Annotated in this window: 25 protein-coding genes; 10 read left to right on the top strand and 15 right to left on the bottom strand. The window is 71.3% G+C overall.

All coding sequences use genetic code 11. From position 1 onward, the window contains the following. Positions 1–42 precede the first annotated feature (42 nt). Complete coding sequence (locus ACZ5K7_RS43440; protein ID WP_089107830.1) at positions 43–159, bottom strand: SGM_5486 family transporter-associated protein; 117 nt, start codon at positions 157–159, stop codon at positions 43–45. 291 nt (positions 160–450) lie between these two features. Continuing rightward, complete coding sequence (locus tag ACZ5K7_RS43445) at positions 451–1,740, bottom strand: CynX/NimT family MFS transporter (protein ID WP_468923127.1); 1,290 nt, start codon at positions 1,738–1,740, stop codon at positions 451–453. A gap of 104 nt (positions 1,741–1,844) precedes the next feature. On the opposite strand from ACZ5K7_RS43445, the gene ACZ5K7_RS43450 reads away from it, so the two are divergent. Then, positions 1,845–2,537, top strand: a complete 693-nt coding sequence (locus ACZ5K7_RS43450; RefSeq protein WP_351694601.1) for a FadR/GntR family transcriptional regulator — start codon at positions 1,845–1,847, stop codon at positions 2,535–2,537. Here the strand turns inward: ACZ5K7_RS43450 and ACZ5K7_RS43455 are convergent. The 3 genes from ACZ5K7_RS43455 to fabG form a co-directional block, all read right to left on the bottom strand. Then, a complete protein-coding gene (locus ACZ5K7_RS43455) occupies positions 2,515–2,865 on the bottom strand; it encodes a hypothetical protein (protein ID WP_351694603.1) in 351 nt (116 codons plus the stop codon). The genes ACZ5K7_RS43450 and ACZ5K7_RS43455 overlap by 23 nt on opposite strands. A 210-nt stretch (positions 2,866–3,075) precedes the next feature. Next, on the bottom strand, positions 3,076–3,843 hold the full coding sequence (fabI, locus tag ACZ5K7_RS43460; protein ID WP_351694605.1) for an enoyl-ACP reductase FabI: 768 nt from the start codon (positions 3,841–3,843) through the stop codon (positions 3,076–3,078). A gap of 5 nt (positions 3,844–3,848) precedes the next feature. Next, positions 3,849–4,568, bottom strand: coding sequence for a 3-oxoacyl-[acyl-carrier-protein] reductase (fabG, locus tag ACZ5K7_RS43465; protein WP_351694607.1), 720 nt, complete (start codon positions 4,566–4,568; stop codon positions 3,849–3,851). 197 nt (positions 4,569–4,765) lie between these two features. On the opposite strand from fabG, the gene ACZ5K7_RS43470 reads away from it, so the two are divergent. From ACZ5K7_RS43470 to tyrS, 3 genes are all read left to right on the top strand, one after another. Then, the gene (locus tag ACZ5K7_RS43470; protein ID WP_450971661.1) at positions 4,766–6,328 is read left to right on the top strand and encodes a TldD/PmbA family protein; all 1,563 of its coding nucleotides are present in this window, start codon (positions 4,766–4,768) and stop codon (positions 6,326–6,328) included. Beyond that, the gene (locus tag ACZ5K7_RS43475) at positions 6,325–7,719 is read left to right on the top strand and encodes a metallopeptidase TldD-related protein (protein WP_468923134.1); all 1,395 of its coding nucleotides are present in this window, start codon (positions 6,325–6,327) and stop codon (positions 7,717–7,719) included. Before ACZ5K7_RS43470 ends, ACZ5K7_RS43475 begins: the two co-directional genes overlap by 4 nt. 78 nt (positions 7,720–7,797) lie before the next feature. Beyond that, positions 7,798–9,066 carry a tyrosine--tRNA ligase gene (gene tyrS, locus ACZ5K7_RS43480; RefSeq protein WP_468923137.1) on the top strand — a complete coding sequence of 423 codons (1,269 nt, stop codon included), beginning with the start codon at positions 7,798–7,800 and terminating at the stop codon, positions 9,064–9,066. A 90-nt stretch (positions 9,067–9,156) separates the two neighbouring features. Here the strand turns inward: tyrS and ACZ5K7_RS43485 are convergent, their stop codons facing one another. After that, positions 9,157–9,435 (bottom strand): GlsB/YeaQ/YmgE family stress response membrane protein, encoded by a 279-nt coding sequence (locus tag ACZ5K7_RS43485; RefSeq protein ID WP_351694615.1) that lies wholly within the window; start codon positions 9,433–9,435, stop codon positions 9,157–9,159. Between the two features lie 245 nt (positions 9,436–9,680). On the opposite strand from ACZ5K7_RS43485, the gene ACZ5K7_RS43490 reads away from it, so the two are divergent. Both ACZ5K7_RS43490 and ACZ5K7_RS43495 read left to right on the top strand, forming a co-directional pair. Continuing rightward, a complete protein-coding gene (locus ACZ5K7_RS43490; protein ID WP_351694617.1) occupies positions 9,681–10,079 on the top strand; it encodes a DUF3099 domain-containing protein in 399 nt (132 codons plus the stop codon). A 216-nt stretch (positions 10,080–10,295) separates the two neighbouring features. After that, entirely contained in the window at positions 10,296–10,502 is a 207-nt protein-coding gene (locus tag ACZ5K7_RS43495) for a hypothetical protein (RefSeq protein WP_351694619.1), read from the top strand. Between the two features lie 58 nt (positions 10,503–10,560). Here ACZ5K7_RS43495 and moaA read toward each other — a convergent pair whose 3' ends face one another. The 3 genes from moaA to ACZ5K7_RS43510 all read right to left on the bottom strand — a co-directional run bounded on the left by moaA (position 10,561) and on the right by ACZ5K7_RS43510 (position 13,678). Continuing rightward, positions 10,561–11,550 (bottom strand): GTP 3',8-cyclase MoaA, encoded by a 990-nt coding sequence (gene moaA / locus ACZ5K7_RS43500; RefSeq protein WP_468923141.1) that lies wholly within the window; start codon positions 11,548–11,550, stop codon positions 10,561–10,563. Between the two features lie 155 nt (positions 11,551–11,705). Next, positions 11,706–13,325, bottom strand: a complete 1,620-nt coding sequence (locus tag ACZ5K7_RS43505) for a solute symporter family protein (protein ID WP_351694623.1) — start codon at positions 13,323–13,325, stop codon at positions 11,706–11,708. Continuing rightward, a complete protein-coding gene (locus tag ACZ5K7_RS43510; protein ID WP_351694625.1) occupies positions 13,322–13,678 on the bottom strand; it encodes a DUF485 domain-containing protein in 357 nt (118 codons plus the stop codon). The genes ACZ5K7_RS43505 and ACZ5K7_RS43510 overlap by 4 nt, the downstream gene beginning before the upstream one ends. Positions 13,679–14,012: 334 nt before the next feature. On the opposite strand from ACZ5K7_RS43510, the gene ACZ5K7_RS43515 reads away from it, so the two are divergent. The 4 genes from ACZ5K7_RS43515 (at position 14,013) to ACZ5K7_RS43530 (ending at position 19,688) form a co-directional block, all read left to right on the top strand. Next, positions 14,013–15,539, top strand: a complete 1,527-nt coding sequence (locus ACZ5K7_RS43515) for a S8 family serine peptidase (protein WP_468923145.1) — start codon at positions 14,013–14,015, stop codon at positions 15,537–15,539. 65 nt (positions 15,540–15,604) lie between these two features. Then, a complete protein-coding gene (locus ACZ5K7_RS43520) occupies positions 15,605–17,158 on the top strand; it encodes a S8 family peptidase (RefSeq protein ID WP_468923148.1) in 1,554 nt (517 codons plus the stop codon). A gap of 34 nt (positions 17,159–17,192) precedes the next feature. After that, complete coding sequence (locus ACZ5K7_RS43525; RefSeq protein ID WP_468923151.1) at positions 17,193–18,569, top strand: CoA transferase; 1,377 nt, start codon at positions 17,193–17,195, stop codon at positions 18,567–18,569. Positions 18,570–18,674: 105 nt separating this feature from the next. After that, the gene (locus ACZ5K7_RS43530; RefSeq protein ID WP_468923154.1) at positions 18,675–19,688 is read left to right on the top strand and encodes a CopD family protein; all 1,014 of its coding nucleotides are present in this window, start codon (positions 18,675–18,677) and stop codon (positions 19,686–19,688) included. Positions 19,689–19,768: 80 nt separating this feature from the next. On the opposite strand, the gene ACZ5K7_RS43535 is transcribed toward ACZ5K7_RS43530, so the two are convergent. The 6 genes from ACZ5K7_RS43535 to ACZ5K7_RS43560 all read right to left on the bottom strand — a co-directional run bounded on the left by ACZ5K7_RS43535 (position 19,769) and on the right by ACZ5K7_RS43560 (position 25,759). Further along, positions 19,769–20,815: a zinc-dependent alcohol dehydrogenase family protein gene (locus ACZ5K7_RS43535; RefSeq protein ID WP_351694635.1), complete on the bottom strand. Its 1,047-nt coding sequence runs from the start codon at positions 20,813–20,815 to the stop codon at positions 19,769–19,771. 36 nt (positions 20,816–20,851) lie between these two features. Further along, positions 20,852–21,517 carry a lysoplasmalogenase gene (locus tag ACZ5K7_RS43540; protein ID WP_468923158.1) on the bottom strand — a complete coding sequence of 222 codons (666 nt, stop codon included), beginning with the start codon at positions 21,515–21,517 and terminating at the stop codon, positions 20,852–20,854. Next, positions 21,514–22,380, bottom strand: coding sequence for a sterol desaturase family protein (locus ACZ5K7_RS43545; RefSeq protein ID WP_468923161.1), 867 nt, complete (start codon positions 22,378–22,380; stop codon positions 21,514–21,516). The genes ACZ5K7_RS43540 and ACZ5K7_RS43545 overlap by 4 nt, the downstream gene beginning before the upstream one ends. A gap of 110 nt (positions 22,381–22,490) precedes the next feature. Next, positions 22,491–23,204: a VIT1/CCC1 transporter family protein gene (locus ACZ5K7_RS43550; RefSeq protein ID WP_351694641.1), complete on the bottom strand. Its 714-nt coding sequence runs from the start codon at positions 23,202–23,204 to the stop codon at positions 22,491–22,493. A 45-nt stretch (positions 23,205–23,249) separates the two neighbouring features. Beyond that, a complete protein-coding gene (locus tag ACZ5K7_RS43555; RefSeq protein WP_468923165.1) occupies positions 23,250–24,476 on the bottom strand; it encodes an amidohydrolase family protein in 1,227 nt (408 codons plus the stop codon). Further along, positions 24,473–25,759 (bottom strand): amidohydrolase family protein, encoded by a 1,287-nt coding sequence (locus ACZ5K7_RS43560; protein WP_468923168.1) that lies wholly within the window; start codon positions 25,757–25,759, stop codon positions 24,473–24,475. The genes ACZ5K7_RS43555 and ACZ5K7_RS43560 overlap by 4 nt, the downstream gene beginning before the upstream one ends. Positions 25,760–25,779: the final 20 nt, after the last annotated feature.

The raw sequence follows: 25,779 nt of genomic DNA on the forward strand, positions 1-25,779 counted from the left end.
GGATGGTGGTGCTAGCCCCACCATCGGCCGCGGGGGCGGTGGTCAGGGTGACGCGAGGGTCGCGATGACGGCGATGACGATGAAGATGGCGAAGAACGAGCCGAAGACGATCAGCATCTTCTTCTGACCGTTCTGGGGGTTCGGGTCGAGCACTGGCATGCGACCAGTCTGGCACCCCTCGAAGGGGACGGATCGGGCGGGGTGGCCACAACACGCCGCCGGAACGCAACACGCGGCGGGGACGCCGACAGGACCGGGCGCCGACGGGACCGGGGCAGCATCCTGGCGGGCCACGTCGGCATCAGCCGGCCTCGGCCGGTCGGTACCGGCGTCAGCGTTGGCGTCGGCCAGCCGGCTACGGCCCAGTCGGTATCGGCGTCCGCCCCAGCAAGCCACCGCCAGTCGGTATCGGCGTCCGCCCCAGCAAGCCACCGCCAGTCGGTATCGGCCTCAGCCGGCCGCCGCCGCCTCGTCCTCGACCGTGCGGTCGCGGCCCGCCAGGACGCCGACGGCCATCTGCGGGATCATCAGGCCGGCCATGAGGGCGATCGGCAGGCCCCAGCCGCCGCTGTGCTGGTAGAGCACGCCCACCAGCAACGGGCCCGGGATGGAGATGAGGTAGCCGACGCTCTGGGCGAAGGCGGAGAGCTGCACGACGCCCGCGCCGGTCCGGGAGCGCATCCCGACCATGGTGAGGGCCAGCGGGAAGGCACAGTTGGAGACGCCGAGCAGCAGGGCCCAGGCCCAGGCACCGCCGGCGGGGGCGGCCCACAGGCCGGCGTATCCGGCGAGGCCGCAGACGCCGAGCGCGATCACGATCGGGCCCTGGCGCGGCAGCCGGGTGGCCACGCGCGGGATGACGAAGGCCAGCGGTACGCCCATCACCATGGTGACGGCCAGCAGCAGTCCGGCGGTGCCCGCGGGCACGCCCGCGTCCCGGAAGATCTGCGCCATCCAGCCCATCGTGATGTAGGCGGCGGTGGCCTGCAGCCCGAAGAACACGGCGAGCGCCCAGGCGGTACGGCTGCGGGTGATCCGCAGGGCGGACGCGTGCCGGTCCGCACCTGCGCGTGCCTCGGCCACCGGCGTCGGCGCAGGTCCCCGCTCCCGGACCAGCGGAAGCCACGGCAGCACCGCGACCGCCGCCAGCCCCGCCCACACCGCGAGCCCCGACTGCCAGCCGCCGCCCAGCGCGTCCGTCACGGGCACGGTCACCGCGGCGGCGATCGAGGTACCGGCCGCGAGGGCCATCGAGTACAGGCCGGTCATGGAGCCGACCCGGTCGGGGAACCAGCGCTTGACGATGACCGGCATCAGCACGTTGCTGACCGCGATGCCCATGAGGGCGAGCGCGCTGCCGGCCAGGAATCCGGCGGTGCCGCCGACGTACGGGCGTATCAGCAGGCCGGCCGTGATGGCGACCATGCCGGCGCAGACCACCGCCGGCGGGCCGAAGCGGCGGGCCAGACGGGGGGCCATGACGCCGAAGACGGCGAAGCAGAGCGGCGGCACAGAGGTGAGCAGTCCGGCCACGCTGCCGCTCATGCCGAGCCCGTCGCGGACCTCCTCCAGGAGCGCGCCGAGGCTGGTGATGGCGGGCCGGAGGTTGACGGCGGCCAGCAGGATGCCGACGACGAACAGCCGTGCCGTCCACGCGCGCGTGCCGTTCGCCGGACCCCCGCCGGGTTCCGTCGGACGTGCTGTCGTGGATGTCGTCGTGGTGGTGTCCTCGGCTCCCATGCCGCCCATCATAGAATCATGGGATGATTGGTTGTCCAGTCCCGGGTACCGGACCACGGCGGACCCCGCCGTCCTCTCCCGGCCCTCGCGTGCGAAGGTGTGTCATGCCTCTGAGCCACCCGCGCCGCTCGGCGCTGTCCGAGCAGGTCATCGCCGAGCTGCGGAACCAGATCGCCTCCGGCGAGTGGCCGGTCGGCTCGCGCATCCCCACCGAGCCGGAGCTGGTCGAGCAGCTCGGGGTGGCCCGCAACACCGTCCGGGAGGCCGTCCGCGCGCTGGCGCACAACGGCCTGCTGGACATCCGGCAGGGGTCAGGCACGTACGTCGTGGCGACCAGTGAGCTGGCCGGCGTGATGCACCGCCGGTTCGCCGGGGCCGACCCCCGGCACATCGCCGAGCTGCGCTCCACGCTGGAGTCGTCGGCGGCGCGGCTGGCCGCGGTCCGGCGCACGGAGAAGGACCTCAGGCAGCTGGACGCGATTCTGGCGCACCGGGAGCGGGCCTGGGAGTCCGGCGAGGCGGAGGCCTTCGTGACGGCGGACGCGACCTTCCACCTGGCCGTCGTGGCCGCCTCCCACAACGACGTGATGACGGCGATGTACGCCGACCTGGGCGAGGTGCTGCGGGACTGGCTGCGCGCGGACGTCGGCGCCGAGCTGACCCCGGAGACGTACATGGACCATGCCCGGCTGGTCGACGCGATCCGCGCGGGCGACGCGGACGCGGCCGCCAAGGAGGCGGCCAGCTACCCGTACCTGTGCCGTCCGGGCAGGCTCAGCTCGCCTTCTGGTGGCTGATCCACACCGAGCCGACGTCCTGCCAGCAGCGGCCGGTGAGCCGTACGGTCATCGCGGGCCCGGTGTCGACCGGGGAGCCGTCGGTGTCGATGTCCCACCATTGGGCGCACTCGATGTGCAGCCGTACCCGGTCGGTGTCCACATAGGGGTTGTGGCAGTAGGCCACCACATGGGAGCCGCGGACGGTCGTCCGGCACGACGCGCCGAACAGCTGCGGGGCCGGCTGGTGACCGCCGGGCACGCGCGCGTGGGACACGGCGTCGTACGGCAGGGCCAGCACGAGGGCGAGGGCCACGGTCACTGGGGCCAGGCTGCGGGACAGGCGCACAAGGGGACCTCCTCGGCCGGGCTGGGGAGGGAATCGCGCGGTGAACGCGTAATCCGACGCGTATCCCCAGGGTGCGCCGCCCGGGCGACGAGGGCCCGGCCGGTGGGCCGAACGGGTGAGGCCCGCACCCCTCACGGGATGCGGGCCTCGGAAAATCCGTGCCGACGGTGCCCGTACGGATGGTGCTTGTACGGATGGTGCCTGTGCGGGTCAGGCGCCGATGGCGTGCAGACCGCCGTCCACGTGGACGATCTCGCCGGTGGTCTTCGGGAACCAGTCGCTCAGCAGGGCGACGATGCCCTTGCCGGCCGGCTCGGGGTCCTTGAGGTCCCACTCCAGGGGCGAGCGGTGGTCCCAGACCGAGGCCAGCTCGGTGAAGCCCGGGATGGACTTGGCGGCCATGGACCCGAGCGGGCCCGCGGAGACCAGGTTGCAGCGGATGTTCTGCTTGCCCAGGTCACGCGCGAGGTAGCGGCTGGTGGCCTCCAGGGCGGCCTTTGCCGGGCCCATCCAGTCGTACTGCGGCCAGGCGTACTGGGCGTCGAAGGTGAGACCGACGACCGAGCCGCCGTTCTGCATCAGCGGCAGGCAGGCCATGGTCAGCGACTTCAGGGAGTACGCCGAGACGTGCATGGCGGTGGCGACGGACTCGAAGGGCGTGTTGAGGAAGTTGCCGCCGAGCGCGTCCTGGGGAGCGAAGCCGATGGAGTGCACGACACCGTCGAGCCCGCCGAGCTCCTCACCGACGAGGTCGGCCAGCCGCCCGAGGTGCTCGTCGTTGGTGACGTCGAGCTCGATGACCTTGGTCGGCTTGGGGAGCTTCTTGGCGATGCGCTCGGTCAGCGTGGGCCGCGGGAACGCGGTGAGGATGATCTCGGCGCCCTGCTCCTGGGCCAGCTTGGCCGCGTGGAAGGCGATGGAGGACTCCGTCAGCACACCCGTGATCAGGATGCGCTTGCCCTCGAGGATTCCACTCATGGTGATCAGTGACCCATTCCCAGTCCGCCGTCAACGGGGATGACGGCTCCAGTGATGTACGAGGCGTCGTCCGAGGCGAGGAACCGCACCGTCGCGGCGACCTCCTCGGGCTCCGCGTACCGGCCGAGCGGCACCTGCGACACGATGGTGGCGCGCTGCTCGTCGGTGAGCACCTTGGTCATGTCGGTGTCGACGAAGCCGGGCGCGACGACGTTGAAGGTGATGTTGCGCGAGCCCAGCTCACGGGCGAGGGAACGCGCGAAGCCGACCAGCGCGGCCTTGGAAGCGGCGTAGTTGGCCTGACCGGGACCACCGTAGAGGCCGACGACCGAGGAGATGAGGACGACACGGCCCTTCTTGGCGCGCAGCATGCCGCGGTTGGCGCGCTTGACCACGCGGAAGGTGCCGGTGAGGTTGGTGTCGACGACCGAGGTGAAGTCCTCCTCGGACATACGCATCAGAAGCGTGTCCTTGGTGATGCCCGCGTTGGCGATCAGGACCTCGACCGGGCCGTGGGCGTCCTCGATCTCCTTGTAGGCCTGCTCCACCTGCTCGGAGTCGGTGATGTCGCACTTGACGGCGAGGCAGCCCAATTCCTTCAGGACGGCCGGCGGCTCGCCCGAGCGGTACGTGATGGCAACCTTGTCGCCGTTGTCGGCGAAAGCGCGGGCGATGGCGAGGCCGATGCCCCGGTTGCCTCCAGTGACGAGAACCGAGCGGCTCAACGGATCACCCTTTCGTTCGGTCTGACCACCCGCCCGAGCAGCTGGCACGACAGGCGGCTTCATCGAAAACCTATCGGTCCCGCCATCACCGCGAGCAAGCGGGCACCGACAGTGGCTCGGCGGTGTCGCTGTCGGGTCCCTACAGAAAGGCCCGGCGCCGGACCGAAACCTGTGGTCCGCACACCCGCGGGCGCGACATGATCGGACGGACAGGCCACGACAGCAGGGAGACCTCCGTGCCTCATTCCATCGACGAAGCCTTCACGGCGCTTCCGCTACGGGCCCTGGCCGACGCCGCGCTGGCGCGCGCGCGTGCGCTGGGGGCCCAGCACGCGGACTTCCGGTTCGAGCGGGTGCGCAGCGCGTCCTGGAGCCTCAGGGACGCCAAGCCCGCCGGATCGTCCGACACCACCGACCTCGGCTACGCGGTCCGGGTCGTGCACGGCGGTACCTGGGGCTTCGCCTCCGGGGTGGACCTGACCCTGGACGCGGCCGCCAAGGTCGCCTCCCAGGCGGTGGCGATGGCCAAGCTCTCGGCGCAGGTGATCAAGGCTGCCGGGTCCGAGGAGAGGGTCGAGCTGGCCGACGAGCCGGTGCACGCGGAACGGACGTGGATCTCGTCGTACGAGATCGACCCGTTCACCGTGCCCGACGAGGAGAAGGCCGCGTTGCTCACGGACTGGAGCGCCCGGCTGCTGGCGGCGAACGGCGTCAACCATGTCGACGCCTCGCTGCTCACCGTGCACGAGAACAAGTTCTATGCCGACACGGCGGGGACCGTGACCACCCAGCAGCGGGTGCGGCTGCACCCGCAGCTGACCGCCGTGTCCGTGGACGAGTCGAGCGGCGAGTTCGACTCGATGCGGACCATCGCGCCGCCGGCTGGCCGCGGCTGGGAGTACCTCACCGGCACCGGCTGGGACTGGGACGCCGAGCTGGAGCGGATCCCGGAGCTGCTCGCCGAGAAGATGCGGGCGCCGAGCGTGGAGGCAGGGCTGTACGACCTGGTGGTCGACCCGTCCAACCTCTGGCTGACCATCCACGAGTCCATCGGCCACGCCACCGAGCTGGACCGCGCGCTCGGCTACGAGGCCGCCTACGCCGGTACCTCGTTCGCCACCTTCGACCAGCTCGGCAAGCTCAGGTACGGCTCCGAGCTGATGAACGTCACCGGCGACCGCACCGCCGAGCACGGCCTGGCCACCATCGGCTACGACGACGAGGGCGTCGAGGCCCAGTCCTGGGATCTGGTGAAGGACGGCACGCTCGTCGGCTACCAGCTGGACCGCAGGATCGCGAAGCTGACCGGCTTCGAGCGCTCCAACGGGTGCGCGTACGCCGACTCCCCCGGGCATGTGCCCGTGCAGCGCATGGCCAACGTCTCGCTCCAGCCCGACCCGGGCGGCCTGTCCACCGAGGACCTGATCGGTGGGGTCGACCGCGGGATCTACGTCGTCGGCGACCGTTCCTGGTCGATCGACATGCAGCGCTACAACTTCCAGTTCACCGGTCAGCGGTTCTTCAGGATCGAGAACGGGCGGATCACCGGACAGCTCCGGGATGTCGCCTACCAGGCGACGACCACCGACTTCTGGGGCTCCATGGCGGCCGTCGGCGGCCCGGGTACCTACGTCCTGGGCGGCGCCTTCAACTGCGGCAAGGCCCAGCCGGGACAGGTCGCCGCCGTGTCCCACGGCTGCCCCTCGGCCCTCTTCAAGGGCGTCAACATCCTCAACACCACGCAGGAGGCCGGTCGATGAGCGCCCGTGACAACAAGCCGCACGAGATCGTCGAGCGGGCCCTGGAACTCTCCCGGGCCGACGGCTGTGTGGTCATCGCCGACGAGCACTCCACCGCCAACCTGCGCTGGGCCGGCAACGCGCTCACCACGAACGGCGTCACGCGCGGCCGTTCGCTCACCGTCGTCGCGACCGTCGACGGCAAGGAGGGCACGGCCTCGGGGGTCGTGTCCCGGTCCGCGGTGACCGCCGACGACCTGGAGCCGCTGGTGCGGGCCGCCGAGGCCGCAGCCCGCGGCGCCGGTCCCGCCGAGGACGCGCAGCCGCTGGTCACCGGCGTACCGGAGGCGCCGGACTTCACGGACGCGCCCGCGGAGACCTCCTCCGCCGTGTTCGCCGACTTCGCCCCGGCGCTCGGCGAGGCCTTCGCACGCGCGCGTGCCGGCGGCCGCGAGCTGTACGGCTTCGCCAACCACGAGCTGGTCTCGACGTACCTGGGCACCTCGACCGGACTGCGGCTGCGCCACGACCAGCCCACCGGCACCCTGGAGCTGAACGCCAAGTCGCCGGACCGTACCCGGTCGGCCTGGGCCGGGCGGTCCACCCGGGACTTCAAGGACGTCGACCCGGGCGCGCTCGACGCCGAGCTGGCCGTCCGGCTGGGCTGGGCGGAACGCCGGGTGGACCTCCCGGCGGGCCGGTACGAGACGCTGCTGCCGCCGACCGCCGTGGCCGACCTGTTGATCTACCAGCTGTGGTCGGCGTCCGGGCGGGACGCGGCCGAGGGCCGGACGGTGTTCTCCAAGCCGGGAGGCGGTACCCGCGTCGGCGAGCGGCTGACCGAGCTACCACTGACCCTGCGCAGCGACCCGAACGAGCCGGGCCTGGAGTCCGCGCCGTTCGTCGTGGCGCACTCCTCCGGCGGTGACCAGTCGGTCTTCGACAACGGGCTGCCGGTCGCCGCCACCGAGTGGGTCGCGGGCGGCGAGCTGAAGCACCTGACCACCACCCGGCACACGGCGGGTCTGACCGGGCTGCCGGTCGCCCCGGCGGGCGGGAACCTGATCCTGGACGGCGGGCAGGACCGCTCTCTGGAGGACATGGTCGCCGCGACCGAGCGCGGGCTGCTGCTGACGTGCCTCTGGTACATCCGCGAGGTCGACCCGGCGACGCTGCTGCTCACCGGCCTGACCCGGGACGGCGTGTACCTGGTGGAGAACGGCCAGGTCACCGGCCAGGTGAACAACTTCCGGTTCAACGAGTCGCCGGTGGACCTGCTGGGGCGGGCCACGGAGGCCGGGCGCACGGAAAAGACGCTGCCGAGGGAGTGGAGCGACTGGTTCACTAGGGCTGCGATGCCCGCGCTGCGCGTGCCCGACTTCAATATGAGCTCTGTCAGTCAGGGCGTATAACCTCGTAGCCGGTGGTCGCACGACTGCCCCGAGATCATCCATGGCTCATCCGAGATCGCCCAAGGAGATACGAGAACCGTGACGGACATCGTCGACGAGCTGAAGTGGCGGGGGCTCATCGCCCTCTCCACGGACGAGGACGCATTGCGCAAGGCGTTCGCGGACGGTCCTGTCACGTTCTATTGCGGCTTCGACCCGACCGCGCCCAGCCTGCACCTCGGCAACCTCGTGCAGATCCTGACGATGCGCCGGATCCAGCAGGCGGGCAACCGCCCGCTGGGCCTGGTCGGGGGCGCCACGGGCCTGATCGGCGACCCGAAGCCGAATGCCGAGCGCACGCTGAACGCACCCGAGGTCGTCGCCGAGTGGGTCGAGCGGCTGCGTGCGCAGATCGCCCCGCTGCTGGACTTCGAGGGGCCGAACGCGGCGGTCATGGTCAACAACCTGGACTGGACGCAGGGCCTGTCGGCCATCGAGTTCCTGCGGGACATCGGCAAGCACTTCCGCGTGAACAAGATGGTCGCGAAGGAGGCCGTCGCCCGGCGCCTGGAGTCCCAGGAGGGCATCAGCTACACCGAGTTCAGCTACCAGATCCTCCAGGGCATGGACTTCCTGGAGCTGTACCGGCGGTACGGCTGCACGCTGCAGACCGGCGGCAGCGACCAGTGGGGCAACCTCACCTCGGGTACCGAACTGATCCACAAGGTCGAGCCCGGCGCCGTGGTCCACGCGCTGGGCACGCCGCTGATCACCAAGGCCGACGGCACCAAGTTCGGCAAGACGGAGTCCGGCACGGTCTGGCTCGACCCGGAGATGACCACGCCGTACGCCTTCTACCAGTTCTGGCTGAACGCGGACGACCGGGACGTCTCCAAGTTCCTGCGGATCTTCAGCTTCAGGTCGCACGAGGAGATCGAGGACCTGGAGAAGCAGACCGAGGAGCGTCCGCAGGCGCGGGCGGCCCAGCGGGCGCTGGCCGAGGAGCTGACGACGCTGGTGCACGGCGCCGACCAGACGGCCGCGGTGATCGCCGCGAGCCGTGCGCTCTTCGGGCAGGGGGAGCTGGCGGAGCTGGACGAGAGGACCCTGGCCGCGTCGCTCTCCGAGGTGCCGCACATCCAGGTCGCCGAACTGGGGCCGGTGGTCGACCTGTTCGCCGAGGTCGGGCTGGTGGCGAGCAAGTCCGCCGCGCGGCGGACCGTGAAGGAGGGCGGGGCCTACGTGAACAACGTCAAGGTGACCGCCGAGGACGCGGTGCCCTCCACCGAGGAACTGCTGCATGGGCGGTGGCTGGTGCTTCGGCGGGGCAAGAAGAATCTGGCGGCTGTGGAGGTCGTCGGTTCGTAAGCGCGGGGGGTGCGGGTGTTCTGCGGACCGCGCGTGCGTCGTGGCTGGTCGCGCAGTTCCCCGCGCCCCTTTGGGGCGTTCGCGCTCAGCTCAGACCCGGTGCTTTCGCTTGCCCAGCGTTGCCATGTACAGCATGTCGCCCAGGAAGACGATGATGATCGCGGCGACGAGCTGGAAGATGTGGCGGCTCCAGTCGATGCCCCTCGTCTCCGCCACGCCCACCGCGCGGGCGATCGCGTTGCCGGCGATCGCGCCCAGCATGCCGAAGATGGTCGTCAGCCAGAGCGGGCTGTGCTGCTTGCCTGGGATGACCGCCTTCGCGATCAGGCCCAGCACGAATCCCACGATGATCGCCCACAACCAGCCCATGGCTGCCTCCTCGTACGGCTCGACGTGAGCATTACGCCAAGTCTCGGCCCGTACGCCGTACGGCGCATGTCGGTACGCCCGTACGCGGTACAGCGCAGGACGTTCACGCAGGCGGGAGGGCGACCCGCTCTCGAAGGCGGCGCAGGCGCGGCGTAACGTAAGAGGCGTCCCGGCCCGGTTCCCCGTACGGGTGCGGACAGGGTAGGGGCCGGGGAGAGTCCGATGCGGGCGGATGGTGGAATGTGATGCGGAAGCAGCGCGGCGGCAGCGGCGTCCAGGTGTTCCGGATCACCGGGGCCCGCACCGGCCTTGCGGAGGACGTGCGCGGCCGGCAGCGGCGGTATGTCATCTCGATGACCGTCCGGACCATGTCGGTGATCCTCGCGGTCGCGTTGTGGAACGTGGAACGGTATGTCGCCGTCGTGGCGTTGGTGCTGGGGGCTCTGCTCCCCTATGTCGCGGTGGTCATCGCCAACGCGGGCCGAGAGCGTCCGCCCTCGCTCCCGTCGACGTTCGGTGTCGCGCCGACCCGGCTGATGATCGCGCCGCCGCGCGCGGAGGACCCGCATATGGAGTCCGTCCCGGAGGACGCGGTGGCGGATCCGGCGGCGGGGGTACGCGACGAGCAGCCGGGGCCGGTCTGAGCGTCGGGAATGCGGCTCAGGCGGACGGCTGCCACGTACAAAGCTCAAGAAAAGCTCAGATCAATCGTGCAGTTCCGGTGCCGGGCGGCGGGTGACCCGTGACATACTGCGTACGCGCTCCGCATCCCCCGTCGGAGCGACGGACCGACGCCGGGCAGCTCCCCCCGTGGCTGCTCGGCGTCGCCTTGTTTGCGGGGCTTCTTGCAGGACGAAGCAGTGAGTGACGTTATCTGTTCAGCGAAGGGCTGCCGGGCCGACGCCGTGTGGGTGCTGGCGTGGAACAACCCGAAGATCCACACGCCGGAGCGGCGGAAGACCTGGCTCGCGTGTGAGGAGCACCGGGAGCATCTCTCGCAGTTCCTGAGCGTGCGGGGGTTCTTGAAGGACGTCGTGTTGTTGAAGGAGTGGGATCCGTCCCAGTAGGGCTCCGGTAGAGCGGCCGCCGGGCGGCGGCTCCGGTAGCGCGGCCGCCGAGCGGCCACTAGCCCCCGATCGCGGACATCGGCCGGTCCGGCTGCACGAACGACGGGTCGTCCAGGCCCGCCCCCGCCTTCTTCCCCCACATCGCCAGGCGCCAGATGCGGGCGATCTCCTCGTCGGATCCGCCCGAGCGCAGTGCGCCGCGCAGGTCCGTCTCCTCCCTGGCGAACAGGCAGTTGCGTATCTGGCCGTCGGCCGTGAGACGGGTGCGGTCGCAGGCCGCGCAGAACGGGCGGGTGACCGAGGCGATGACGCCGACGCGGTACGGGCCGCCGTTCACCAGCCAGCGCTCCGCCGGGGCGGCACCGCGCTCGCCCGCGTCCTCGGGGGTGAGGTCGAAGCGGGTGTGGAGCGAGGCGAGGATGTCCCCCGCCGTCACCATGCCGTCGCGCCTCCAGCCGTGCTGGGCGTCCAGCGGCATCTGCTCGATGAAGCGCAGTTCGTAGTCGTGCTCCACCGCCCAGGCCAGCAGGTCGGGGGCCTCGTCCGCATTCAGGCCCGGCATCAGGACCGTGTTGACCTTGACGGGGGTGAGGCCGGCGTCGCGGGCCGCCTGGAGGCCGTCGAGGACGTCCTGGTGGCGGTCGCGGCGGGTGAGGGTCTTGAAGACCTCCGGGCGGAGGGTGTCGAGGGAGACGTTGACCCGGTCCAGACCGGCCGCCTTCAGGGCCGTGGCGGTGCGCCGCAGACCGATGCCGTTGGTCGTCAGGGACATCTGGGGGCGCGGGGCCAGGGCCGCGACCCGCTCCACGATGGAGACCAGGCCGGGGCGCAGCAGGGGCTCGCCGCCGGTGAAGCGGACCTCCTCGATGCCCAGCAGGCGGACGGAGATGTCGATCAGGCGGACGATCTCGTCGTCCGTGAGCAGGTCGGACTTGGTCAGCCACTGCAGGCCCTCCTCGGGCATGCAGTACGTGCAGCGCAGATTGCACCGGTCGGTCAGCGAGACCCTCAGGTCGGTGGCCACCCGGCCGTAGGTATCGATGAGCACGTGGGCCCCCTCCCTCGTTACGGATCCGTTCTCTTCCGTCACCTGCGAGCCTACGTGACCGCGCTGACATCGCGCGGGGGCCCGATGCCACGAGGTACGACGCGGCCGCGTCGTAGGACCCTACGATCCCGTCGACGCGGCCAGTCGTACGAAGGTCAGTGCGCTCCGGTGCCGGTCAGGGACCGCACCTCCAGTTCCGCGTACTTCGCGGCGTCCGGGACCTCCTTGGACAGGTAGGTGCCCACGACGCCGAGGAGGAAGCCGACCGGGATCGAGATGATGCCGGGGTTCTCCAGCGGGAACCAGTGGAAGTCGACGTCGGGGAACATCGACGTCTCCTTGCCGGACACCACCGGTGAGAAGAGGACCAGGCCGACCGCGGTGACCAGGCCGCCGTAGATCGACCAGAGGGCGCCCGCGGTGGTGAAGCGCTTCCAGAAGAGGCTGTAGAGGATGGTCGGCAGGTTCGCGGAGGCGGCGACCGCGAAGGCGAGCGCGACCAGGCCTGCGACGTTGAGGTCGCGGGCCAGGGCGCCGAGCACGATCGAGACCGCGCCGATGCCGACGGTGGCGTAGCGGGCCGCGTTGATCTCCTGCTTCTCGGAGGCCTGGCCCTTCTTGATCACGTTGGCGTAGATGTCGTGCGCGAAGGAGGACGACGAGGCCAGGGTGAGGCCCGCGACCACCGCGAGGATCGTCGCGAAGGCGACCGCCGAGATGGTGGCCAGCAGGATCGCGCCCCAGTTGGAGTCGACGCCGCCCAGATGGAGGGCGAGGAGGGGGGCCGCGGTGTTGCCCGACTTGTTGGAGGCGATGATCTCGTCCGGTTTGATCAGCGCGGCGGCGCCGAAGCCGAGGGCGAGGGTCATCAGGTAGAAGGCGCCGATCAGGCCGATCGCCCAGAGCACGGACTTACGGGCGGCCTTCGCGGTGGGCACGGTGTAGAAGCGGATCAGGATGTGCGGCAGACCGGCGGTGCCGAGGACCAGGGCGATGCCGAGGGAGAGGAAGTCCAGCTTGCTGGTGCCGGTGGCGCCGTACTTCAGGCCGGGCTCCAGGAAGGCGGTGCCCTTGCCGCTGTTGTCGGCGGCCTTGCCGAGCAGGTCGGAGATGTTGAAGTTGAACTTGGCCAGGACCATGAAGGTCAGCAGCAGGGCGCCCGCGATGAGCAGCACGGCTTTGACCATCTGCACCCAGGTGGTGCCCTTCATGCCGCCGATGGTGACGTAGACGATCATCAGGACGCCGACCAGGGCGACGATGGCGATCTTGCCGCCGTCGCTGGTGATGCCGAGGAGGAGGGAGACGAGGACGCCCGCTCCCGCCATCTGGGCCAGCAGGTAGAAGATCGACACCACGATCGTCGACGTGCCGGCCGCCGTGCGGACCGGGCGCTGGCGCATGCGGTACGCCAGCACGTCGCCCATGGTGTAGCGGCCGGAGTTGCGCAGCGGCTCGGCGACCAGGAGCAGGGCGACCAGCCAGGCGACCAGGAAGCCGATGGAGTAGAGGAAGCCGTCGTAGCCGAAGAGGGCGATGGCGCCGGCGATGCCGAGGAAGGACGCGGCGGACATGTAGTCGCCGGAGACGGCGAGGCCGTTCTGGAAGCCGGTGAACTGGCGGCCGCCCGCGTAGAAGTCGGCGGCGTCCTTGGTCTGGCGGCCGGCCCAGATGGTGATGACGAGGGTCGCGGCGACGAACACCGCGAACAGGGTGATGATCAGCGTCCGGTGCTCGCTGGCCTCGCCGGCCGCCAAGGTGATCGCGGGGCTCATGCGCCGCCCTCCATCCGGGACTTGATGGCCTCGGCCTTGGGGTCGAGCTTGGCGGCGGCGTGGTGCGCGTACCACCAGGCGATGAGGAACGTGGTGAGGAACTGGGCGAGGCCGAGGACCAGGGCCACGTTGATGTTGCCGACCACCTTGGTGCCCATGAAGTCGCCCGCGTAGTTGGAGAGCAGGACGTACAGCAGGTACCAGGCGATGAAGCCGACGGTCAGCGGGAAGGCGAAGGAGCGGTAGGAGTGCCGCAGTTCGGCGAACTCCGCACTCTGCTCCACCTCGGTGAACTCCTCGCTGGAGGGGAGCCGGGTCTGCGCTTTCGAGGGCGGTGGTGTCTCGGTAGCCACGGAGTCTCCTCGCGATACGGACATGCGGATTCTGACCTCACAGACATGTGGATCACCTACCCGGAGTGATACGGCGGCTCCGGTAAGTGATTCCGACGGGGGGCCTCGATCCTGCTGTGGCTCCCTCCTCAAGGTCACGGCGCCACGCGTGGACAGGTTCAACTCGCCGGAGTTCTTTCGGAAGTCGTCCGTGTGACCCGACTCCGGTCATTGCTGGCCGGCGAGTGCGGGAGATAGCTTCGCCCTGCACCACCCGTCATGTACCTGCCCAAGCAGCACGCACGGCTCGGGCGGGCCCGTTCTCGGTTGATGTTCCGGATGATGTGGAGACCCCATGGCTCATCTGCGTTCCAGACGCACGCTGGCGCTCGCCGTACCGGTTGCCCTGTCGCTGACCGCCTCGCTCGGCCTGCTGCCGGCGGCGGCCTCGGCTGCACCGCTGACGGCCTCGGCGACGCCGGCGGCGGACAGGCCGAACCTGGCCTATGTCGTCAACACCAGGACGGATCACCGCACGATCGAGTCGGTGCAGCGGGCGATCACCCGCAACGGCGGCACGATCGTCGTGTCGTACGACAGGATCGGCGTGATCGTCGCGCACTCGGCGGACCCGGACTTCGGCGCCGCGATGCGCGCGGTGCGCGGGGTTCGGTCGGCGGGGGCGACGCGGACGGCTCCGCTGAGCGCGGCGGGGACCACGGCCGAGGGGACCGTGCAGGTCCTGTCGAAGGCGGAGGCCGCGCAGGTCGAGAAGAGGTCGGCGGCGGGCCAGGAGCCCCTGGAGGCCGACCAGTGGGATCTGCGGACGATCGGCGCCGACAAGGCCGCCGCGGTCAACCCGGGGAGCCGGTCGGTGACGGTCGGTGTCATCGACACCGGCGTCGACGACACCCATCCGGACATCGCCCCCAACTTCTCCGCCGCGCAGTCCGCCAACTGCGTGAGCGGCAAGGCCGACACGACGTACGGCGCCTGGCGGCCGGTGGACGCCGACCACTACCACGGCACGCATGTCGCCGGTGAGATAGCCGCCGCCCGCAACGGCATCGGCGTGGCGGGCGTGGCACCGGGGGTGAAGGTCGCGAGCATCACCGTGGCCCAGCCCGACTCGACGCAGCTGTTCTACCCGGAGAGTGTCGTCTGCGCCTTCGTGTTCGCCGCCGACCACGGCGTCGAGATCACCAACAACAGCTACTACGTGGACCCGTGGCTGTACAACTGCATGGACGACCCCGACCAGCGGGCGATCGTCGACGCGGTGAACCGGGCCCAGCTGTACGCCCAGAAGAAGGGCACCCTCAATGTGGCGGCGGCGGGCAACTCGAACGACGACCTCGACGCGAACGCCCTCACGGACGCCTCCAGCCCCGACGACTCGACGGCCACGACCCGCACGGTCGACCCGCACGAGTGCCTCGACGTGCCGACCCAGCTGCCCGGTGTGGTCACCGTGAGCGCGGTCGGCGTCAACAACACGAAGTCGTACTTCTCCAGCTACGGCCAGGGCGTCGTCGACGTGGCGGCGCCGGGCGGCGACAAGTACCAGATCCCGGACACGCCGTCGCGGAACGGCCGCATCCTGTCCACCCTGCCGAACGACCAGTACGGCTTCCTCCAGGGCACCTCGATGGCGTCCCCGCACGTGGCCGCGGTCGCCGCGCTGCTGAAGTCGGCCCACCCGCACGCCTCCCCGGCCCGGCTCCAGGCGCTGCTGAAGGCCGAGGCGGACAACCCGGGCTGCCCGGCGGGCCCCTACGACGGGGACGGCGACGGCGTCGTGGACGCCACCTGCGTGGGCGGCAGACACGTCAACGGCTTCTACGGCTCAGGGGTCGTGAACGCGCTCCGCGCGGTCAAGTGACCACCCCTCAGCAGGACTTCCCGCACGGCATGCTCGTTTCGCGAACGAACCGGAGGCTCACCCACATGACAGCGCCCCAGTCGCGCCACCGCCGCGCGCTCGCCATCCCGCTCGGCATGGCCATGGCCACGGCCCTGGCGTTCCTGCCCGACGTCTCGGCGTCCGCCGCCGACACCACGGTCACGGCCACGGCCGGCGCGGCCACGGGCGCTTCGGACGCGAGTGACGCGACGTCCCTCAGCTATGTCGTCAACGTCCGCCCCGGCCAGGGCACCTCGCAGCGCGTCCAGCGGGCGATCGGCCGGGCCGGCGGTTCGGTGGTGATCGCGTACGACGAGATCGGCGTGATCGTCGTCCACTCGTCCAACCCCGACTTCGCCAAGACCCTGCGCAAGGTGCCCGGCGTGGACTCGGCCGGTGCCACCCGGAACGCGCCGCTGCCCGCCCAGTCGACCACCGACGTCGGCACGCCCAAGGTGCTCAGCTCGGCGCAGGTCACGGAGGCGGACGCAGAGGCGGCCGACGGACAGGACCCGCTGGAGCCCCTGCAGTGGGACCTGCCCGCCATCAAGGCCGACAAGGCGCACGAGAAGACCCTGGGCAGTTCGAAGGTCACCGTCGCCGTCATCGACACCGGCGTCGACGACACCCACCCGGACATCGCCCCCAACTTCTCCGCCGCGCAGTCCACCAACTGCGTGTCGGGCAAGCCGGACACGACGTACGGTGCCTGGCGGCCCAGCGCCGCGGAGAGCCCGCACGGCACCCATGTGGCGGGTGAGATCGCGGGCGCCAAGAACGGGATCGGCATCACCGGTGTGGCGCCGGGCGTCAAGGTGGCGGGCATCAAGGTCGCCACCACCGCCGGGTACTTCTACACGGAGGCCGTGGTCTGCGGCTTCGTGTGGGCGGCCGAGCACCACATCGACGTCACCAACAACAGCTATTACACCGACCCCTGGTACTTCAACTGCACCGACGACCCGGACCAGAAGGCGCTCGTCGACGCCATCACCCGGGCCTCCCGGTTCGCGGAGAAGAAGGGCACCGTCAACGTGGCGGCGGCCGGCAACGAGAGCTACGACCTGGCCTCCGACTCGATCACCGACCCGGTCTCGCCGAACGACGGCACGCCCAGCGACCGGGTGATCGACCCGCACAAGTGCTACGACATACCGACCCAGTTGCCGGGCGTGGTCACCGTCGCGGCCACGGGCGCGAAGGGCCTCAAGTCGTCCTTCTCCAACTACGGCCTCGGGGTGATCGACATCGCCGCGCCCGGCGGCGACTCGACCGCGTACCAGGCCCCCGCGCCCCCGGCGACCAGCGGCCTGATCCTGGGCCCGCTGCCGGGCGGCAAGTGGGGCTACATGGCCGGTACGTCGATGGCGACCCCGCATGTCGTCGGTGTCGCGGCATTGATCAAGTCAACCCATCCGCACGCCTCCGCCGCCCTGGTGAAGGCCCTGCTGTACGCCGAGGCGACCGCCACGCCGTGCACCGACCCGTACGACATCAACGGCGACGGCAAGGTCGACGCGGTGTGCGAGGGCTCGAAGAACCACAACGGGTTCTACGGCTGGGGCACGGCGGACGCACTGGCGGCGGTGACCCGGTAATATATTGATTCAGTCAATACTGCATAGTGCAGTCATGACTGGAATCAACTACGCGTGGTCCGCGCTGGGCGGCGATCCCTCACTGCCCGCGCGGATCACGACCGTGGCACGCGCGGGCACGCTCCCGGCACGCCTTCCCGTACGACGGCTCGCACGCGCGTGTGTCGGAGCGTGCGCGCTGGCCGCCGCCGAGCTGGGAGCGCGGCGGACCGGAACGGTGGAGGTGCCCGCGGTCCGGGTGGACGACGGGGCCCTGGCGGCGGCGTTCACCAGCGAGCGGCAGTTGCTGGTCGACGGGCGGCCACCGGTGCCGTTCGCCCCGCTGTCCCGCTTCTGGCGCACGGTGGACGGCTGGGTGCGCACCCACGCCAACTACCCGCACCACCAGGCCCGGTTGCTGGCCTCGCTGGGGCTGTCGGAGGGCGCTTCGCCGGAGGAAGTCGCGGCCCGGATCGCCGGACTGCCGGCACGGGAGGTGGAGGAAGCGGCCTACGGCGCCGGCGGGCTCGCCGTGGCGCTGCGCTCGCCCGAGGAGTGGGCGGCGCACGAGCAGGCGGTCGAGGTGGCCGCACGCCCCCTCGTCGAGCGGGGCCGCCTGGACGCGGCCCACGCGCGCGTGCTCCCGCCGCTGGACGCCGGCGCCGCTCCCCTGCTGCCCGCCGCCGGGCTGCGCGTCCTGGACCTGACCCGGGTCCTGGCCGGCCCGGTCGCCACCCGCACCCTGGCCCTGCTGGGCGCGGACGTCCTGCGCCTGGACGCGCCCTGGCTGCCCGAACTCCCCGACCAGCACGCCGACACGGGCTTCGGGAAGCGCTCGGCGACGCTCGACCTCACGACCGGCCGGGCAGCCTTCGAGGAGCTGCTGGCCTCGGCGGACGTCGTGGTCACCGGCTACCGGCCAGGCGCCCTGGACCGGTTCGGCCTCTCCCCCGAGGCACTGGCCGAACGGCGGCCGGGACTGGTCGTGGCCCAGGTGTCGGCGTGGGGTGCGTACGGGCCGTGGGCCGGGCGGCGTGGCTTCGACAGCCTGGTGCAGGTCGCCACCGGCATCGCGCAGACCGAGGGCTCGGCGGAACGGCCGGGTGCGCTGCCCGCGCAGGCGCTCGACCACGGCACGGGGTATCTGCTGGCGGCCGGCGTGCTGCGAGCGCTGACCGAGCAGTCCTACGACGGCGGCAGCAGGGTCGTGCGGCTGGCGCTGGCGCGCACCGCGCGGTGGCTGACGGCGGAGACGGAGCCGGGGCCCGAGGGCGGCGAGCCGTACGAGGGGCCGGACACCTGGCTCGCCGAGACGGACAGCGCGCTGGGGCGACTGCGGTACGCACGGCCGCCGGTGTCCTTCGCGGGCGGCCCGGCCGACTGGGCGCGACCGCCGGCGCCGTGGGGGTCGGATCCGGCCACATGGGCATGACCGGACCGCCCGTCCGGCCGGAAACGTACGAAGAGCCGGAATGACGCTCCGTCAGTTGTTTTCCGCTACTTGCCCGGTTCTGTCATGACTGGCGAAGATCGTGGGGTGACGGCGACACGACCGACCACCGAAGCGGCCGACGCGAACGGCCCCGCGAGACGCCCCGGTACCGGCCGGGCCGTCGCCGTCCTGGTTCTGGTGGCGCTGGGCGCGCTGGTGGTGCCGCTGCTCGGACCGTCCGTCGCGTTGCACGACACCGGGGAGGCCGCGGCACCGGGGGTGGGCGGCATCGCCTTGCTGCGCGGGGTGCTGTTCGCCGCTCTGTGCGTGCCGTTGGGCGAGCTGTGCGTGGACCGGCTGGCCCGCCGGCTGCCGGACCCGCCGCCCGAACGGCCTTCCAGTTGGGCGGTGTTCGCGGCCACCGCCGGTTTCGTCGCCGCGCTGGGGCTCGCCTCGGTCGTGTCGACGGGCAATCTGGTGCCGCGCTCTCTCGCCGACGTCGACGTGGGCGGCCTGTACCAGTCGCGTGACGGCACGTTGGCGCTGATCGAGGTCAACGCCTTTCTGCTGGCCGGTCTGTGCGCCCGCGCGCGCCGCCCGGTGCTCCAGGTGTGGCCGCTGACCGCGGTGGTCGTCGCCGAGGCGTTGCGCGCCCATCCCGCGCCCGAGCACAGCCCGTGGCTCGGCTCGGCTCTGACCCTGGTGCATCTGAGCTGCGCGACGCTGTGGGCGGGTGGTCTGCTGCACGCGCTGCGCCTGCTGCGCCGGTGGCGCGGCAGGGAGGCCGGGGCGGTGCTGCTCGGTCTCTACGCGCGGGTGGCCGCCGTGCTGCTCGCGGCCATCACCGCGACGGGCGTGTGGAGTTCGCTGCGGCGGATGCCCGCGGACACGATCCTGGACCAGCTGACGACGACGGCGTACGGTCGCACCCTGCTGGCCAAGGTGATTCTCGTCGCCGCCGTCGCCGCGCTCGCGCTGTGGGCGCGGTTCCGGCTGCGCCGGGCGGCCGACCCGCTCACCGCGTACCTCCCCGCGCGGGCCGAGGTGGCCGTGCTGGGGGTGGTGGTCGCGGTGTCGGGGGTGCTGACGGCGCTGCCGGTGCCGATCAGATGGACTTGATCAGATGGACTTGATCAGGTCGACCCGATCAAGTGCGCCCAGTCAAGTGGACCTGATCAACCATTGACCGGGACGTTGATTCAGTCGTTGGTGACGAGCACCTTGAGGGCGGTGCGCTCGTCCATCGCCTTGTAGCCGTCGGGTACGCCCTCGATGCCGACGGTCAGGTCGAAGACCGGCGAGGGGTCGACGGTGCCGGCGAGGACGTCGGGCAGCAGGTCGGGGATGTAGGCCCGGACCGGGGCGACACCGCCGCGCAGGGCGATGTTCCGGTCGAACATGACGGAGAGGTCCAGACCGGTGCCGCTGCCGTGCGGGACGCCGACGAAGCCGATCGCACCGCCGTCCCGGGTGATCTCGACGGCCGTCCGCATGGACTGCTCGGTGCCGACTGCCTCCACGACGGAGTGCGCGCCCTGGCCCCGGGTGAGCTCGCGGACGGCCGCCACGGCCGCGTCCCCGCGCTCGGCGACGACGTCGGTGGCGCCGAAGCGACGCGCGATGTCGGTGCGGACCTCGTGCCGGCCCAGCGCGATGATCCGCTCGGCACCCAGCCGCTTGGCGGCCAGCACGGCGCACAGGCCGACGGCGCCGTCCCCGACGACGGCGACCGTGGCACCGGGACGGACGCCCGCGCCGAGGGCCGCGTGGTGGCCGGTGCCGAGGACGTCGGAGAGGGTCAGCAGGCCGGTCAGCAGGTGGTCGTCGGAGGCCGCATCCTTGGGCAGCTGGACCAGGGTGCCGTCGGCGAACGGGACGCGCACGGCCTCGCCCTGGCCGCCGTCGTACCCCACCGAGCCCCAGAAACCGCCGTGCTCGCAGGACGTGGTCAGGCCCTCGCGGCAGTAGTCGCAGACGCCGTCGGACCACATGAACGGGGCCACCACGAGGTCACCGCGCCGGACGGTGCCCACCTCGGAGCCGGTCTCCTCGACGACGCCCAGGAACTCGTGCCCGATGCGCTGCCCCGGCTGCCGGGACGCCTCGCCCCGGTAGGCCCACAGGTCGCTGCCGCAGATACAGGCGCGCAGCACGCGTACGACGGCGTCGGTGGGCAGTTGCACCACCGGCTCGGGCACGTCCTCCACACGCATGTCGTAGGGGGCGTGGATGGTGGTGGCGCGCATGGCGAGGATCCTTCTCGTGCGAGGTCGTGAGTGCGCTCAGGGGGTGGTCGGGCGCACTTCACGGTACGCCGTGGCCGGCGCGGGCCGCGCGTCGAGGGTGCCCCGGACCAGCAGGAACTGTCCGGCCACGTAGGTCAGCATGATCCAGAAGTCGGGTCCGGGCAGCTGCGGCCAGTCGGCGACACCGGTCGCGATGAGGGTGTCGGAGAGCATGAAGAGCGCACCGCCGAGCCCGGCGACCGGGCCGAGCCGGGTGACCGCCGTGTACGCCATGGCGGTGAGCAGGGTGCTGTAGCCGGCGACGGGGAGACGGAGGCCTGCGGGCAGATCGGGCCACAGCAGGACGACCAGGATGACGAGGGCGGCGGCGTAGGCGACGGCGAGAACACCGGCACGCGCGTGTGGCGGTCCGTGGCGGCGGAACAGGGCGAGGTAGCAGACGTGTCCGGCGGCGAAGCAGGCCATCCCCGCCATGAAGGCGGGGTCGGCGTCCGAGAGCAGCAGCACATCGCCGCCCCAGCCGCACAACAGGGCGGCGACGAGCAGCCGCGGGCCGCCCGCGCGGGCGGTCCAGGCGGCCAGCAGCGGCATCAGGAGCACCTTGGCGACGATGTGCCCGGGGTGGAAGCCGGCGGCCAAGCAGCCGAGGTCGGCCGCGACGGCCAGGGCGAAGGCGGCGAGCAGTGCCCGGGACGCTCTCACGCGGCCACGGACTCCTCGGTCTGCTCCACGGCGGCCGGCGGTGCCCAGCCGGGCCCCCCGAACACCCGCCCGGCCCGCTCCCGCCAACTGCGGGCGGCCTTCAGGTCCCTGCCGATGGCCAGGTACTCATGGGTGGCCACCTTGATCGGGTTGAACGTGTTGATGTTCTTGGTCAACCCGTACACCGGCCGCTCGACCTCCGGCACCCACGAGCCGAACAACCGGTCCCAGATGATCAGGATCCCGCCGAAGTTGCGGTCCAGATAGCCGCCCTGGGAAGCGTGGTGCACGCGGTGGTGGGACGGCGTGTTGAACACGAACTCGAACCACCGGGGCATCTTGTCGATGCGTTCGGTGTGGATCCAGAACTGGTAGACGAGGTTCGCGGAGGAGCAGAAGGCGAGCGCGGCCGGGTGCACACCGACGGCGACGAGCGGGACGTAGAACGGCCAGACCGTCAGCGAGGTCCAGGGCTGGCGCAGTGCGGTGGTGAGGTTGAACTTCTTGCTGGAGTGGTGGACGACGTGGCAGGCCCACAGGATGCGGATGACGTGGTGGCCGCGGTGGGACCAGTAGTAGAAGAAATCCTGCGCGAACAGCATCAGCGGGACCGTCCACCACAGGACGGGAACGCGCAGCGGGGTGAGTTCGTAGACCGCCCAGTAGATCGCGACGATCGGGATCTTCCAGACGAAGTCGAAGACGAGCGACCCGAGCCCCATGCCGACGCTGGTGGCGGCGTCCTTGGCCTCGTACCCGTCGCTGTCGTCGTCGGGATGGATGCGGTAGCTGATCACCTCGATCACGGTGAGCAGCACGAAGGCGGGTATCGACCACAGCACGACATCGGGCAGGTTCGGCATGGGGGCACCGTAGAACCGCTGGTCGACTGCGGCTAGACGTTGTTACCCACAAGTATTGCCCGCGGTATGCGCTTGCTTGTTGGCGATCTCCGCCAACGGCCGGGGCGCCGCTAGACCCCCACCGCCCCCAGCAGACTCCCCGCCGCGTAGGTGACGCCCATGGCCAGCGCGCCGCCCACCACGTTCCGTAGCATCGCCGGACCCACCGCCGCCGCCCCCAGCCGCGCGCTGCTCCATCCCGTCAGGACCAGCGCGGCCAGCACCGACCCCACGGTCACCGGAAGCCGCCAGTCGGCGGGCGGCAGCACGATCGCCAGCAGCGGCAGCAGCGCCCCGACCGTGAACGCCAGGAAGCTCGCCAGCGCCGCGTTCCACGGGTTGGTCAGCTCGTCCGGGTCGATGCCCAGCTCCACGCTCGCGTGGGCCTTCAGCGCGTCCCGCTCGGTGAGCTGGACCGCCGCCTCCCGTGCCACCTCCCGGGACAGCCCGCGCCGCTCCAGCAGTTCGGTCAGCTCCTCCAGTTCCGCCTCGGGCTGCTCCTTCAGCTCGCGTTTCTCCAGCGCGAGGGCGGCCAGTTCCGAGTCGCGTTGGGTGGACACCGACACGTACTCGCCCGCCGCCATGGACATCGACCCGGCGAGCAGCCCCGCCAGGCCGGCCGTCAGCAGGGCGCTGCGGTCCCCGGTGGCGCCCGCGACGCCGACGACGATGCCCGCCGTCGACACGATGCCGTCGTTGGCGCCCAGTACGGCCGCCCGCAGCCAGTTCAGCCGGGAGCCGAGCGCTCCCCCGTGGGCCTCGTTGTCGTGCGTCTGTTCCGTCACGACAGGGAGGATCGCACCCCGCTCCCGGTGAGGGGAGTACCGGCGTCACCAGACCCGTACCGAGGCCCCGCGCGCGAACACCGGACTCGTGGCGTCCGCCGGCGGCTCCCGCAGCGGTTCCGCGATCTCCGCGACCGTCGGTCCCACCCTGGCCGCGATCGGGTCGAGGAGGTCGAGGTCGAAGCCGTACACGCGGGCCGCGTTGCCGCCGAGCATCGCCGCGACCTCGTCGCGCGGGACACCCGCGTAGGCGAAGCGCAGGCCCTCACGGGTGTAGGGGTAGGTGCCCTCGTCGTGCGGGTAGTCGCTGCCCCACATGATCTTGTCCAGGCCGATGCGGTCGCGCAGCGGCACCTCGTGCGGGCGCATGAAGCTGGCGCCGACGAAGCAGTTCGACCGCCACACCTCGGAGGGCGACCTGCCCATGCCCTCGGCCAGCCCCGCCCCGAACTTCGCCTCCGCGGTCGTCGCCGTCGAGGCCGCGGCCAGCAGGCGGCCGTGGTAGTAGTCCAGCATGGCCAGGACCCCGGGGATCCAGCCGGAGCCCTGCTCGGTCAGCACGAGCCTCAGGTCCGGGTGGCGGCGGAAGGCGCCGCCGAAGACCAGGTGCCACAGCGCCCGGTGCGAGAACCAGGTCGTCTCGACCATGAAGACCGCGCGGGCGGCCGGTTCGTCGCCGAGCGGCGGGGACGCCGAGCCCGCGTGGTGGTTGACGGGGACGCCGAGTTCCGCGCAGACGGCCCAGATCGGGTCGTACGCGCGCGCGTGCAGTTCGGGCAGGCCCGAGCTGGGCGGGGTGCCGGGCAGCATGAGGCCGCCCGTCAGGCCCGCGGCCGCGGCCCGGCGGATCTCCTCGACGGCCTCGTCGACGTCGTTGAGGAGGATCTGGAAGACACCGGCCCGGCGGCCGGGCGCGTCGGCGCAGAAGTCGGCCAGCCAGCGGTTGTGGGCGCGCAGGCCCGCCCAGCGCAGCTCGGTCTCCGCACCCGTCGGCGCGGGGGCCATCAGGGAACCGGACGGGAAGAACGGCGGGATGGTGTTCGGGAAGATCACCTCCGCGACGATCCCGTCCTGCTCGAGCTCCGCGAGCCGCCGCGCGGAGTTCCAGTTCCGGTCGGCGGAGTCGGAGAGCAGGTCCTCGTACGGGTTGACGTAGGTTGCCGCCCAGTCGTCGAAGTCGTCGTGGTACCGCTTCTCCAGGTACGGCTTGTAGTCGAGGAGATCGGCGCCCGCGTGGCAGTCGGCCGAGATCACCGTGTAGCGGTCGGTCACCGCGTCACCCCCAGAACCGGGAAGTCGTTGTCCGTCAGCCAGTGGCGGCCCACCTCGCGCGAGCGCGCCCAGGAGGCCGCCACGGCCGTCTGGTCGGCCGGCTGGCCCAGGTCGGCGGGGGTGGGGCCGATACGGCGGGCCAGCGGCGTCAGGCGCGCCACGTCGAAGCCGAAGACCTCGGCCGCCGCAAGGCCCAGCATCCGGCGGGTCTCGGCCACCGGGATGTCGTGGAAGGTGCGGCGCAGCCACGCGCGCGTGTCGGGCCAGGTGCCCTCCGGGTGCGGGAAGTCGCTGCCCCAGAGGATGTTGTCGACGCCGATCTCGTAGCGCTGGGCGAGTTCACGGCGTTTGGTGTTGGTGGCGCAGACGAAGACCTGCCGGTCCAGGTACTCGTGCGGCGGCCGCTTCAGCTCCTCGAAGGGGGACAGCTTCTTGCCGCCGTGCGCGCCGAGGTAGAGGCGGTCCATGAACCAGAGCAGGTTCGGCAGCCACCAGCAGCCCGACTCCGCGACGCCGAACCTGAGCCTGGGGTGGCGTTCGAAGACCCCCGACCAGAGCAGGAACCACAGCGGCCGGGCCGGCCACCAGGTCACCTCGCTGACGTAGATGCCGAGATGGTCGCCGTACTCGTGGCGCGGGGCGGCCCCGGAGTGGGTGAGGACCGGCATCCCGCACTCGGCGGCGGCCGCCCACACCGGGTCGTAACGGCGGTCGTGGTACGGCTCCTTGTCGACCCACATGGCGGGGATCATCAGCGCGCCGAGGCCGGTCTCCTTCGCGCGGTGCACCTCGGCGACGACGCGGTCCACCGGGGCCGTGACCGGCAACAGGGCGACCCCGCAGTGCCGTTCGGGGTGCTCGGAGACGAAGTCGGCCAGCCAGCGGTTGTGGGCCTGCGCGCCCGCCATGCCCAGCTCCGGGTCGTGGTCGCCGGAGAGGCCGAGGCCCACCCCGAAGGGTGCGGCCGTCCGGCTGTCGACCGCGTCGGCGTCCGGGAAGACCACCTCGGCGGCCACGCCGTCGCCGTCCAGCTCCTTCAGCCGCTGCGCGCTGTCCCAGCCTCCGCGCAGGCCCTCCTCGTTGTCCTGGAACCACTTGCTCGCGAACGCCTCGTTGCGGATGCCGAGCCGGGTCATCTCCTCCCGGCGGCGGTCCCGCCCGGCGAGGAACTCGTCGAAGTCCCGGTGGAAGCGGGCGTCCAGATACGGCCGGTACTCCTCGGTGGGCAGCCCGGCATGACAGTCGGAGGAGATGATCAGATACGGATCGTCGAACGAGGTCACGACAGCCCCCTGTCGGTCCA

It is taken from the genome of Streptomyces sp. NPDC031497 (assembly GCF_055580905.1).